9 protein-coding genes are annotated in these 12926 nt (G+C 70.5%); 6 read left to right on the top strand and 3 right to left on the bottom strand.

Going from position 1 to position 12926, the window contains the following annotated elements; genetic code table 11:
• Nucleotides 1–10: 10 nt before the first annotated feature.
• Together J2847_RS21460 and J2847_RS21455 are read right to left on the bottom strand one after the other, a co-directional pair.
• Nucleotides 11–1318 carry a hypothetical protein gene (locus tag J2847_RS21460; protein WP_209780879.1) on the bottom strand — a complete coding sequence of 436 codons (1308 nt, stop codon included), beginning with the start codon at nucleotides 1316–1318 and terminating at the stop codon, nucleotides 11–13.
• Nucleotides 1319–1322: 4 nt separating this feature from the next.
• On the bottom strand, nucleotides 1323–2426 hold the full coding sequence (locus J2847_RS21455) for a hypothetical protein (protein ID WP_209780878.1): 1104 nt from the start codon (nucleotides 2424–2426) through the stop codon (nucleotides 1323–1325).
• A 213-nt stretch (nucleotides 2427–2639) separates the two neighbouring features.
• Here J2847_RS21455 and J2847_RS21450 point away from each other — a divergent pair, with 213 nt between their 5' ends.
• From J2847_RS21450 to J2847_RS21425, 6 genes are all read left to right on the top strand, one after another.
• On the top strand, nucleotides 2640–4649 hold the full coding sequence (locus J2847_RS21450; RefSeq protein ID WP_209780877.1) for an AsmA family protein: 2010 nt from the start codon (nucleotides 2640–2642) through the stop codon (nucleotides 4647–4649).
• Between the two features lie 57 nt (nucleotides 4650–4706).
• On the top strand, nucleotides 4707–6482 hold the full coding sequence (locus tag J2847_RS21445) for an SLC13 family permease (protein ID WP_209780876.1): 1776 nt from the start codon (nucleotides 4707–4709) through the stop codon (nucleotides 6480–6482).
• Nucleotides 6483–6701: 219 nt separating this feature from the next.
• The gene (locus J2847_RS21440) at nucleotides 6702–7169 is read left to right on the top strand and encodes a hypothetical protein (protein ID WP_209780875.1); all 468 of its coding nucleotides are present in this window, start codon (nucleotides 6702–6704) and stop codon (nucleotides 7167–7169) included.
• Between the two features lie 106 nt (nucleotides 7170–7275).
• A complete protein-coding gene (locus J2847_RS21435) occupies nucleotides 7276–7569 on the top strand; it encodes a hypothetical protein (RefSeq protein WP_209780874.1) in 294 nt (97 codons plus the stop codon).
• An 81-nt stretch (nucleotides 7570–7650) separates the two neighbouring features.
• Nucleotides 7651–8808: an aminotransferase gene (locus J2847_RS21430; protein ID WP_209780873.1), complete on the top strand. Its 1158-nt coding sequence runs from the start codon at nucleotides 7651–7653 to the stop codon at nucleotides 8806–8808.
• 191 nt (nucleotides 8809–8999) lie between these two features.
• On the top strand, nucleotides 9000–10631 hold the full coding sequence (locus tag J2847_RS21425; protein ID WP_325169458.1) for a sensor histidine kinase: 1632 nt from the start codon (nucleotides 9000–9002) through the stop codon (nucleotides 10629–10631).
• A gap of 72 nt (nucleotides 10632–10703) precedes the next feature.
• Here the strand turns inward: J2847_RS21425 and J2847_RS21420 are convergent, their stop codons facing one another.
• Nucleotides 10704–12911 carry a site-2 protease family protein gene (locus J2847_RS21420; RefSeq protein ID WP_209780871.1) on the bottom strand — a complete coding sequence of 736 codons (2208 nt, stop codon included), beginning with the start codon at nucleotides 12909–12911 and terminating at the stop codon, nucleotides 10704–10706.
• Nucleotides 12912–12926: the final 15 nt, after the last annotated feature.

Here is a 12926-nt window from a genome sequence, read left to right as displayed (position 1 = left end):
CCTCTGCCGTTCAACGGCGTCCGCCGCCCAGAATCTCGTCCATGACCTTGTTGGCCTCCGCCGATCCGGCGATCAGCTCGATCATGCGGATGGCGGTGTAGCCGGTCCGCGACGCCGGCCCCGCCGGCCCGCGCCCCAGCGCCGCCCTGGCCTTGTCGGTCAGCGTCGCCGTCGTCTTCTGCGTCACCGCCTTCAGTTCGCCGCGCAGGCCGAGCTGGTCTGCGATGGTGGCACATTTGCGCAGCGCGCGCGCCTGGTTTTCGGCCTGGGCCATCTGCGCCCGGTCGCCGGTTCCGTCCCCCAGCCCGTCGAGCGCGGTGACGATTCCGCCGTCGGCGCCCTGCAAGACCTGGGTCCGCACCATCTCGTGGACCGATCCCCGGACCTCCTTCAGCCGCTGGTCGAAGGACTTGTTGCGGCTCCGCTCCATGGCGTCGCGGGTGGCGTCGAGGCTGGCGACCAGATCGACCGCCAGATCGGCCACCGCCAGCCGGTCGGGGGCCGCGCCGGGCCCCCCCTTCAGCGAGCGGGAACGGCCCTCGATCTGCGCCATCACCGTTCCGGACAGATCCATGAACAGGGCGGCGCGGTCGGCGCGGCCCAGATCCATGTCCCACAGCCCGCCGAGCAGCACCGCCGGTTCGGACAGGCGCGAGGCGGCGACCAGGATGAAGATCTTCAGCGCGTCCGGCCGGCCACGGGCGATGCGGCGGGCGATGTCCTGGATGCCGTCGAGATGGTCCTGGTGCAGCTTGGTCACCGGCTTGGGCGACAGCACCGCCTTCAGGTCGCGGATGTCCGGCGCGATGGACAGGATGGTGGCGATGTCGGCGACCGCCCGCACCCGGTCGGGGGTGACGCGCAGGCGGAACGCCTCGGCGACCCGCCCGGCCTGCATCTCGGCGGCGATGTCGGCGACGACGGCGGCGGTTTCCGCCCAGAAGGCCTCGGTGGCGGCCTTCTGCTGCGGTCCCTCCTGGAGGGCGCCGCGGTAGCCCTTCAGCCGGTCCTTGCCGATCTGCGCCTCGACCATCGACCACAGGCTGTTCATCAGCGAGCGTTCGATGACGCTGAGGGGCGCCGGCTCGCTCTTGCCGAAGGTTTCGAACAGATCCTCGAACGGGTCGCAGAACAGGCGCTTCAGCGTCGGCCGGCGGTTGATGCGCAGCTCCGCCATGCGCGGGCGGAGGACGGCGATGGTGCGCTGGATGTCGGGATGGTCGCCCATCTGCTCCAGCAGCTGCACGATCTGCCGGAACTTGGGTTCGTCGATGTGGAGCAGCTGGTCGCCCAGCGCGAGCAGATCCCGGATCTCCATGGCGTCAGGCGGCCTTTCCCTTGATCGTCTCGATTCTCATGACGAGATCGACGTCGAGCTGCCCGCTGCGCCAGTCGACGTAGGCGCGCACGGACCGCCGGTTGTTCTGCATCAGCGCGTCGGCCGCCGACGCCTGATCGCCCTGCCCCTCGTTCTTGGGCAGCAGGGGAATGACGCGGAAGATCTCGTGGACGGTCAAATCCTGCTCGTGCCGGCTCTTGGCGACGGCATCGGCCCACAGGGCGATCAGGTACTCCCAGCCGTCGAGCAGCCAGGACAGCCGCGTCGCCGCCTTGCGCACGACGACCCGCTTGACGTCCCATTGCCGGATCAGGACCTCGAAGGAGGCGACCGCCTGGTCGAGCTGCTTCATCACGGTGCGGGCGTGGTTGACCGTGTGCTCCGCCACCTCGGCGCAGAAGCCGCCGATGGGGGCCGCCTCCGACACGTTGTCGGTCGCCCAGTCGGTCATGCTGTCGCGGAAGCCCTGGAGGTCGCGCATCAGGCGGCGCAGCCGCGCCGGCTTGGGCGAGGTCGCCAGCCCGATCGATTCGACGTAGGCGGCCAGCTCGGCGATGCGCGAATACAGCTCGGTCGGCTCCAGCCCCAGGCTGTGCGCCGCCTTCGACATCAGGTCGCGGGTCAGCCGCTGCCCTTCGGCCGAGGCGAGGCCGGCGCGCAGGATCTCCGTCGATTCCAGCCCGACCGCCTTCAGCGCCTCGACGATGAGCTGGTAGTTGATGAGGAGCCGCTGCTCGTCGTCGTCGCGCAGGGCCGCCTCCGCTGCCGCCACCGCGTCGGGGCCGGCGAGGCCGCAGCGCGCCGCCTCCAGCGTCGCCTTGCGGATGTCGTCGGGCGAGCAGCCCTCCCCCTTGGCGATCAGATCGTGCAGCATGCGGTCGTGGACCGTCATCGGGAAGGCCAGCGGCAGCGACTTCCACGGCACCACATAGACGCCGCGCCCTTCCGACAGGTTGGGGACGAGCACCTCGAGCTGTTCGCGGCTGTCCTTGCGGACACGGGTCTGGGCCAGCACCGGCGTGGTGAAGGCGACGGCGGCGCCGCGGTCCTCGAAGGTCGAGGGGGCGAAATTGGTGAGGGAACGCATGGGGAGCCGGTCGTGCCTGCGGAAAAGAGATGAGACATTACAGGGCCGACACCCTGAATTTTGCGTTAAATCCAATCTATCTCGCGCTTGAATTCTATGACGTTCGGGCAGGAGCCGGATCCTTGGGGCTAACCCTACGCTCCATCCCCGTCCGGATCGCCCGGTCCTTCGTTAACTTATCGAGGCGGTTGCGGACGGAGGAGGAGCGGGGCGATGGCGGCGGTGAAATGGATCGGCTACGGGCTGCTGGGGCTGGTCGGCCTCGTGGTGGTGGGGATCGGGGCGTTCCTGCTGCTCTTCGACTGGAACGACGCGCGCGGATTCGTCGCCAAGCGGGCCAGCGCCGCGCTCGGCCGCGAGGTCGCCATCGACGGCGACCTGAAGGTCCGGCTCGGCAACCCGATCCGCATCCATCTCGAAGGGCTGCGCATCGCCAACGCGCCGTGGAGCGATGAGAAGGACATGCTCGCCATCCGCGTTCTCGATGCCACGCTGCTGCCCTGGCCGATCCTGAAAGGCAACTGGGAGCTGCCGGAGCTGCGCGTCGACGGTCCCAAGCTGGTGCTGGAGAAGAACGACAAGGGCGAGAACAACTGGACCTTCGCGCCGACCCCGACCAAGGAGGTCGCGAAGGAGGCGGCCACCCCCGACAAGCGCGGCGACATCCCGGTGATCGGCCAGCTCGCCATCGCCGACGGCGCAATCCGCTACCGCGATCCAACCAGCGACATCGACATCGCCAACACCATCAACACCGCGTCCGGCGACAACGACACCCAGACGGTGAAGCTGGACGGCAAGGGCAGCTTCGCCGGCAAGCCCTTCACCCTGGCGGCGGAGGGCGGCTCGCTGCTCACCCTGCGCGACGACCCGGAACCCTACCCGATCAAGATCGAGGCGGCGGTCGGCAAGACCAGGGGCAGGATCGAGGGATCGGTGGCGGAACCGGTCAAGATGCAGGGCATCGACCTGTCGGTCGACCTTCGCGGCGACGACCTGGCCGAGATCTTCCCGATCCTGGGGATTCCGACGCCCAAGACGCGGCCCTACAGCATCTCCGGCCATCTCGGCTACGAGGGCACCCGCTGGTCGTTCGAGGGCATGCACGGCAAGGTCGGCGAGAGCGACCTGTCGGGCAGCGTCGCGGTGGAGACCGCCGGCGAGCGGCCGAAGGTGACCGGCGATCTCACCTCCAAGCGGCTGGCGGCGCAGGATCTGGCCGGCCTGGTCGGCGCCTCGCCGCGCGGCAACGGCGATTACCCGACCCGCGCCAAGGACCGGGTGATCCCCGCCACCCCCGTCAACGTCGAGAAGCTGCGCAACACCGACATGGACATCCGCCTGAAGGGCCAGCGGGTCGAGTCGCCCTTCGCGCCGCTCGACGACCTCGACATGCGGATCAGGCTGGACGCCGGCGACCTGCGCTTCGACCCGCTGTCGCTCGGCATCGGCGGCGGGCGGATCGCCGGGACGGTGCAGGTCGACGGCAGCCGCAAGGTGCCGGTGCTGCGCACCAACCTCGACATCCGCAAGATGCAGCTCTCGGCCTTCTTCCGCGAGACCTCCTTCGCCGGGCAGATGGGCGGCACGGTGTCGGGGCGCCTCCAGCTCGCCGGCAGCGGCACCACGGTGGCCGACCTGCTGGCCTCGTCGGACGGCAAGCTGGGTGCGGCGGTGGACGGCGGCAAGATCTCCAGCCTCGCGGTCAAGGGGCTGAAGACCAACATCCTGGAGACGCTGGGCGTCGTGCTGTCGGGGTCGCAGCCGCTGCCCTTCACCTGCCTCGTCGCCAACCTGTCGGTGGAGAAGGGGATCGCCCGCACGGAGGCGCTGGTGCTCGACACGCCGGAGACGCTGGTGACCGGGCAGGGCACCATCAACCTGCGCAACGAGGGGCTGGATCTGCGGGTGGTCGGCAACGCCAAGTCGCCGCAGTTCCTCGCCACCCACATTCCGGTGCATGTGCAGGGCAAGCTCGGCGACCCCGAGATCGGCATCGATCCGACGGAATCGGCGGCGCGGGGAGCCGCCGCGGTGGCGCTCGGCGCGCTGCTGACCCCGCTGGCGGGCGTGCTGCCCTTCCTTGACCCGGGCAGCGACGAGCAGCCACACTGCGATCAACTGGTGCGCGACGCCCGCAAGCCCGGCGCCGGCAGGAACGACAAGGCCTCCGGCGGTTCGGCGGCCGACCGCAAGCCGGCCCCGGCCGGCAGCGGCCGGTGACACGGCCCCGGCGCCCCGGCGGGACACCACAAGCAAGAAGGACGTGAAGCCCTCTCCATGACCATCGACCAGATGTTCTCGTTCGGCATCATCGGCGCGGTGATCGCGCTGCTGATCTGGGACCGGCTGCGCTACGACCTCGTCGCCATGATCGCTCTCCTCGCGGCGCTGGCCGTCGGAATCGTCAAGCCGAAGGAGGCGTTCCAGGGCTTTTCCGACGACATCGTCATCATCGTCGGATCGGCGCTGGTGGTCAGCGCGGCGGTCGGCCGATCGGGCGTGGTGGAGGCGGCGATGCGGCCGCTGGCGCCGCGCATGCGCACCGTCTGGGCCCAGGTGGTGGTGCTGACCGGGGCGGTGACGCTGCTGTCGGCGGTGGTCAAGAACATCGGCGCGCTGGCGATCTTCATGCCGATCGCGTTGCAGATCGCCCGGCGCAACGGCACGCCGGTGTCGCTGCTGCTGATGCCGATGGCCTTCGGCTCGCTGCTCGGCGGGCTGATGACGCTGGTCGGCACCTCGCCCAACATCATCGTCTCGCGGGTGCGGGCCGAGATGACCGGCGAGCCCTTCGCCATGTTCGACTTCACCCCGGTCGGGCTGGTCATCGCGGTCACCGGCGTGGCCTTCCTGGCGGTCGGCTACCGGCTGCTGCCGCAGGGGCGCGCCGCCGCCGCCGGTCCGGTCTTCTCCATCGACGACTACACGGCCGAGGCGCGGCTGCCCATCGATTCGCCCTTCGTCGGCAAGACGGTCGCCGATCTGGAGGGGTTCGGCGAGGGCGAGGTGACGGTCGCCGCCGTCATCCGCGAGAAGCACCGCCGCTACGTCCCCTCCGGCCACTGGGTGCTGTACGGGAACGACATCCTGGTGCTGGAGGCCGACACCCAGGCGCTGGCCGACCTGGTCAAGCGCGCCGGGCTGCGCATGATGCACGAGAAGGAGCTGGAGGGCGTCGAGAACGAGGCCGACATGGCGGTGGCCGAGGGGGTGGTCGAGCCGCGCTCCCCCCTGATCGGCCGCAGCATCGAGGAGGTGGCGCTGCGCGAGCGCCACGGCGTCAACCTGCTGGCGCTCAGCCGCCGGGGCCGGCCGATCCGCCAGCGCCTGCGCCGGGTCCGCCTCCAGCCCGGCGACCTCGTGGTGTTGCAGGGCCGTGCCGCCACATTGCCGGACACGCTGGCCGGGCTGGGCTGCCTGCCGCTGGCCGCGCGCGACCTCGCCATCGGGCGCACGCCGAAGCGGACCATCGCGCTGGCGGTGCTGGGGGTCACGGTGGCGCTGGTCGCCAGCGGGACGGTGCCGGTCGCCATCGCCTTCTTCGGCGCCGCCGTCGCCATGACCGTGCTGGGCGTCGTCACGCCGAAGGAGGCCTACGACGCCATCGAATGGCCGATCCTGGTGCTGCTGGGCGCGCTGATCCCGGTCAGCGAGACGCTGCGCACCACCGGCGGCACCGAGCTGATCGCCAGCGCCCTGTCGGACGCGGCGCAGGGGCTGCCGCCGGTCGGGGCGCTGGCGCTGATCCTGATGACGGCGATGGCGGTCACCCCCTTCCTGAACAACGCGGCGACCGTGCTGGTGATGGCGCCGATCGGCGCCAGCCTCGCCGAGCATCTCGGGCTGCGCCCCGACGCCTTCCTGATGGCGGTGGCGGTCGGGGCCGGCTGCGACTTCCTGACCCCGATCGGGCACCAGTGCAACACGCTGGTGATGGGGCCGGGCGGCTACCGGTTCGGCGATTACTGGCGGCTCGGACTGCCGCTGTCGATCATGGTGGTGGTGCTGGGCACCGCCGCCATCGCGCTGTTCTGGCCGCTGGTGCCGCGCTAGAGCGGATCGCGCAAAACCGGAATCGGTTTGAAGCGTGAATCCGCTCGTCATCACAAGGCTGGAGTTTCATGCGTTTCTTATTGAACGCATGAAACTCAAGGCCCGGCGCCGGCAAGCGCGGGCTCGGCCGCTTTGGCAGGTTCCGTCTCCCCGCCGACTGGTGTAGGCTTGGGGTCTTGCGGGCCCATGGACCGGCTCGGCCGGGCGGGAGGCTGAACCATGCAGGTGTGGCGCCGGTATCTGGTGAAGGACGTTTCCGGGCGGCTGGTCGATCTGCCGGCGCGGCTCCTCGACCGCGCGGACGACGGAACGGCGCCCCTGCCGGCCTATGCCGGGCGCTGCGTCGAGGTGGTGGCCGCCGTGCTGGTCGGCGACCCCAAGAGTTCGGCCCGGCTGGCCGAGATGGAATTCACCAAGCTCTATTTCGACAAGTCCGGCTTCGTCGACGCCGCCAAGCGGGAGCGGATGATCCGGCTGATGCTGGAAAGCTGCGTCGATCGGCGTCCGCCGTCCGCCGCGTGTCCGGACCGCGATCCGCTGGCGCATCGCGCCGGCACCGCGCGCGACCTGCTGACTCGGGAGTTCGGCTGGGACCCGAAGCCGGCCGAGCTGAACGCCGTGCTGAGCCGGCTCGACCCGGCCCGGCTCGACCGGGAGCCGAAGGTCCCCGGCCACGCCCTGCATTGACGGACTTCCCGCCGGCGAATCCGTCCAAAGGGGGAGGGGGCTCTTTTCACGTCGGCGTTCCTCCCCATATGGCGGTGACCGGCCATTTGGAGCGTTCGAACCCGCGATGCCTCGCAGCGACACCGAGACGTCGATTCCCACCTTTGCCCGCATGCGCCAGCTGGCGCTGATCGGCACCGGCTGCACGATCATCGCGCTGGGCGTGCTGATCTCGCCGCTGCCGGGGCCGGGCGGGCTGCCGGTCATGCTGCTGGGCGGCGTGCTGGTGCTGCGCAACTCCGCCGACGCGCGGCGCCTGTTCGTGCGGATGAAGCGCCGCTATCCGCGCGTGCTCGGCCCGGTCGAGCGTTTCCGGGTGAAGCTGCGCGTCCGCCGCCAGAAGAAGCGCATGCAGGGCTGAGCCCCGCGCAGGGCCGTGACGCTGGACATCCACCCGCCGCCGCCTCCATCTTGTGCGTCCGCTTGAGGCTTGGAGGCACCGGTGAAGTCGGGCAACGCGATTCTGTCGAGCTATGGCACCACGATCTTCGAGGTCATGTCCCGTTTGTCGGAGGAGCATGGCGCGATCAACCTGGGCCAGGGGTTCCCCGACGACGGCGGTCCGGCCGACGTGCTGGCGGCGGCGTCCGACGCGCTGCTGACCGGCTGGAACCAGTACCCCTCGATGATGGGCACGCCGGATCTGCGGCAGGCCGTGGCCGGTCACGCCAAGCGTTTCTACGGCCTCGATGTCGACTGGAAGACCGAGACGATGGTGACGTCGGGCGCCACCGAGGCGCTGACCGCCTGCCTGCTCGGCCTGATCAACCCCGGCGACGAGGTGGTGCTGTTCCAGCCGATGTACGACAGCTACCTGCCGATCGTGCGTCTGGCCGGCGGCGTGCCGCGCTTCGTCTCGCTGAAGGCCCCGGACTGGAGCTTCACCCGCGCCGACCTGGAGGCCGCCTTCTCGCCGAAGACCAAGCTGGTCCTGGTCAACGACCCGCTGAACCCGGCGGCCAAGGTGTTCAGCCGCCCGGAGCTGGAGCTGATCGCCGAGTTCATGCTGCGCTTCGACACGCTGGCGGTCTGCGACGAGGTCTACGAGCATCTGGTCTTCGACGGCCGCGCCCACATTCCGCTGATGACCCTGCCGGGCCTGCGCGACCGCTGCCTGAAGATCGGCTCGGCCGGCAAGACCTTTTCGCTGACCGGCTGGAAGGTCGGCTACGTCACCGGCGCTCCGCATCTGCTCCAGCCGGTCGCCAAGGCCCACCAGTTCCTGACCTTCACCACCCCGCCCAACCTCCAGACCGCCGTCGCCTACGGGCTGGGCAAGGAGGATGCCTATTTCACCGGGCTGGCCGCCGGGCTCCAGGCCAAGCGGGACCGGCTGGCCGAGGGGCTGCGCTCCGTCGGCTTCGACGTGCTGCCGTCGGCCGGCACCTATTTCGTGGTGGCCGACGTCGCGCGCTTCGGCTTCGAGGGCGACGACCAGGAGTTCTGCCGCCGTCTGGTCGCCGAGGCCGGGGTGACCGCCATCCCGGTCAGCGCCTTCTTCGTCGAGAACGCGCCGCGGAGCTGCATCCGCTTCTGCTTCTCCAAACGCGAAGAGGTGCTCGACGCCGCCATCGACAGGCTGCGCCGCCGCTTCCCTTGACAGCCGGGTGGGGAAGCCAATTTTATATTGAAATCGAATTGTCGGATCCTCTGACGGATCCGGCGACGCTCCGCCCGATCGACCCTGGCCCATCGCCCCGCGGGGCGCATGGCCCGTGGATGTGGTCGGGGTGGTCGCGGTCCGGTCCCAGCAATCCGGTCGGGGAGGCATGGAACGGTGGAGCGTACGGCGTGAGGAACCCGGTGCCCTTCCGGCTGGGCGTGCCGTTGGCGGCGGCCATCGCGCTGGCGGTGGTGTGGATCGGCTATTTCCAGATGGCCGACGCGCTGTTCGAGAGCCAGAAGCGCGACGCCATCGCCGGGGCCGAAACCACCGCCCGCGCCTATGAGAGCAGCACCGGCCGCACGCTGCACGAGATCGACATCACGCTGAAGAACTTCGTCGCGAAGCATGCCGAGGGCGGTCTCGCGCAGGCGCGGCGGATCGTCGACGAGGGGCTGTACGACCACAACCTGATCCATCATTTCAGCGTCTTCGACCGCACCGGCGCCCTGGTCTTCCGCAGCGCCGGACACAGGCGGGACGAGCTGCTGGACGACGAGGCCATCCTTCCCTTCCACCAGGGGGTGGGCCGCTCGCTGATGCGCGTCGGCCTGCCTTATGCCGGGTCGGAAACCGGGCGGCCGCTGCTGCGCTTCACCCGCCGGATCGACGACGCCGACGGCCGCTTCGCCGGGGTCGTCGCGGCCAACGTCGATCCCGACTATCTGTCCGACTTCTACCGGCAGGCCGACATCGGCCCGCACGGGGTGGTGTCGCTGGTCGGGCTCGATCATGTCATCCGCGCGCGGGGGGTCAAGCAGGGGGGGAACGACGGAGTCGGCCTGTCCATCAGCCGGTCGGGAATGTGGGCGGCGATGAGCGCGGCGCCGATCGGCGTCTATTGGCAGACCAGCCTTGCCGACGGCCAGCGCCGCGCCTACGCCTACCGGCAGGTCCAGGGCTATCCGCTGGTCATCGCCGTGGGCGCGGCGCTGGTCGACATGGAGACGGCCGTCGCCGGGCTGCGCCGCCACATGCTGGCCATCGCGGCGCTGCTCAGCCTGTCCATCGTGACCGTCGCCGGCTTCCTGCTGGCCCAGCACCGCAACGCCGAGCGGCTGGAGGCGGCGCTGGCGGTCAACCGCGACTTCCTGGCCCGTGTCAGCCACGAGCTGCGGACCCCGCTCAACGCCATCCTCGGCTTTTCGGAAGTCATCAAGGACCAGATGCTGGGGCCGCAGGCGATGCCGCGCTATACCGACTACGCCAAGGACATCCACGCCTCCGGCCGGCATCTGCTGACGCTGATCGACGACATTCTCGACCTGTCGCGGTTGCAGGCCGGCAGGATGGAGCTGCATCTGGAGCCGGTCGATCCGGTCGCCGTCGTCGAATGGGCGGTCCGCATCGTGACCCCCCAGGCCGAGCCGAAGCTCATCCGCATGGAGATCAGCCGCCCGCCGGCGATCCCCCCGGTCGTCGCCGACGAGCGCGCGCTGAAGCAGATGCTGTTGAATCTGCTGAGCAACGCCGTGAAGTTCACGCCGGAGGGCGGCCGCATCCACATCGCCATCGGGCGCGGGGTGAGCGGGCGTTGCGTCCTGCGCATCACCGACACCGGAGTCGGCATGACGGCGGAGCAGTTGCGCCAGGCGGTGGTGCCCTTCGGCCAGGCATCGGCCCTGACCACCCGTCCGGGGCAGGGGACCGGGCTCGGCCTGTCGATCGTCAAGTCGCTGATCGAGGCGCATGGCGGCCAGATGCGGATCGACAGCCGCCCCGGCCAGGGCAGTCAGGTGACGCTGGAGTTCGCGACCTGAACCCACGGGCCGGGCCGCGCGGTGAACGGCGCCGCCGCTTCCGCCGCTCCGCAAGGCGGTTCCGTGCGGCGGTCAGAACCCGGTTTCACGGATGAGGACGGCGGCGGCGGCGCGCCAGAAGCGTTCGGCAAGGCTGCGGGCCTCGCCCTCGACACGGGCGACGCCGCGGGTGACGTGCGGCGGCCCCTTCGCCGCGTCGCCGCCGCTTTCGACGTCGAAGGCGATGCGGTAGACCGCCTCCACGGGGGTGAGCGCCGCGCGGCTGGAGACGGCTCCCGGTCCCGTCCCCGAGCCCGCTTGGCCGGCCTGCCCCTCCACCGCCACCGAGCCGCCATGGAGCGAGGCGAGGGCCGGCACGTCCAGCACCGCCACGCTGACCGGATCGACCGCCCGCACCCGCGCGCCGAGCCGCGCCCGCAGCGGGTCGTCGGGATGGAAGCGCGCCGCCGCCCCCGGTTGCAGCCGGTCGAAATCGCCCTCGCCGACATAGCCGACCAGTTCGCCCGCCCCCGGCGACACCACCGTGGCCAGCGGCAGCTTCGGACCCAGCCAGCGGCCGGGCAGCAGCGCGTCCTCCAGGTCGGTCACCGTGCCGGACAGCGGCGCCCGCACCTCCAGCCGGGTCCGGCTGTCGAGCAGCCCCTGCCGTTCGGCCAAAGCCGCCGCCAGATCCTCCTCCATCGCCCGCAGCCGGTCGAGCTGCTCGCGGCTCGACGACAGCCTCGCCATCTGGTCCTGCATCCAGTCGATGCGCAGGGTCGCCTGCCGGAGCTTGCCGTCCAGGTCCGGGGCGGCGAGGCGGAACAGCAGCTCGCCCTCGGCCACGGTCTGGCCGGGCCTGACCAGCGTTTCCTCCAGCCGGGCGGGGAAGGGGGCGTAGATGGTCGCGAAGCCGGAGGACCGCCACACCACCGGCACCGACACCGTCGTCGTCACCGGCAGCACCGCCAGCCCGACCGCGCCGGCCAGCCCGAGCAGCGTCAGCAGCGTGCGGCCGTTGGCGCGGAAACGGTCGCGCAGCCCCCACCACGCCCGGAACTCGGCGAACAGGGGGCGGGCGACGAACCAGCCGATCTCGATGGCGAACAGCAGGATCCCCAAAACCTTGATGGCGACATGGTAGACCAGCAGCGCGATGCCGAGGAACAGCACCAGCCGGTAGACCCAGGTGACGTAGGCATAGACCAGCAGCGTGGTGCGCAGGCGCGGCGGCATCGGCTCCGGTGCCGGCTCGCCCAGCCCGAACAGCCATTCCCGCAGCCTCCAGCGGGCGAGCGCGAAGGCGCGGTCCTGGAGGTTCGGCACGTCGAGCGCGTCGGACAGCAGGTAATAGCCGTCGAAGCGCATGAAGGGGCTGAGGTTGATCGCCAGTGTGGTGACCCAGCTGACCGTCGCCAGGAAATAGGCGGCGCTGCGCAGCGGCCCGTCGGGCAGGAAGCTCCAGGCCAGCGTGGCGAAGACGGCGATGGTCAGCTCGGTCAGCACGCCGGCGGCGCCGACCGCCAGCCGCTGCCGGCGCGAGACCAGCCTCCAGGCGTCGGTGGTGTCGGTGTAGAGCACCGGCCACATCACCAGGAAGGCCACCCCCATGGTCGGCACCCGGCAGCCGAAGCGCTTGGCGGTGTAGGCGTGGCCCAGCTCGTGGCAGATCTTGGTGCCCAGCAGCGTGACGCCGTAGAGCGCCAGCCCCTCCGGGCTGAAGAAATGCTGGAAGGTGTGCAGGAAGGCGTCCCACTGCCGCGCCGCCAGCAGCAGCCCGGCCACCCCGGCCAGCAGGACGATGATCAGCCATGCCCGGCTGTAGAAGGGCGCCACCCAGCCGACCGTCGCCGACAGGAAGCGGTCGGGCCGAAACAGGGGAACGCGGAAGAACAGGTAGTTGTGGACCAGCCACCAGAACCAGCCGGTCTCGCGCGCCGCCGCCTGCCGCGCCAGATAGGCGGTGTCGGCGGTGACGGTCAGGTTGTTGGCGGCGAGGAACTGGTAGAAGCCCATCACGTCGTCGGCGGTCGGCTCGAACAGGCTTTCCGCCGCCACCGCCGCGGCGATGGCGCGCGGCGCGCCGAGATGCCAGTGGGCGATCAGCGCGAAGGCCTGCGGGCCGATGCGGAAGTAGCGGTTGCGCACCGGGTCGTGGATGGTCCAGCCCGGCGCCCCGTCCAGCCCGGCGGGGGCCGGCAGCAGCGCCAGGTCGTCGCGCAGCGCCGGCAGCCGGACTTTGTCCGGCGGGTTGCGGCTGGGCGAAGGAGCAGCGGCGCTGCCGGTGAGGGCAATGGACAAGGCGGCGTCCTTTCG

This window comes from Azospirillum agricola (genome assembly GCF_017876095.1).
GTDB lineage: Bacteria > Pseudomonadota > Alphaproteobacteria > Azospirillales > Azospirillaceae > Azospirillum > Azospirillum agricola.
This window is presented reverse-complemented; position numbering and strand designations above follow the sequence as displayed.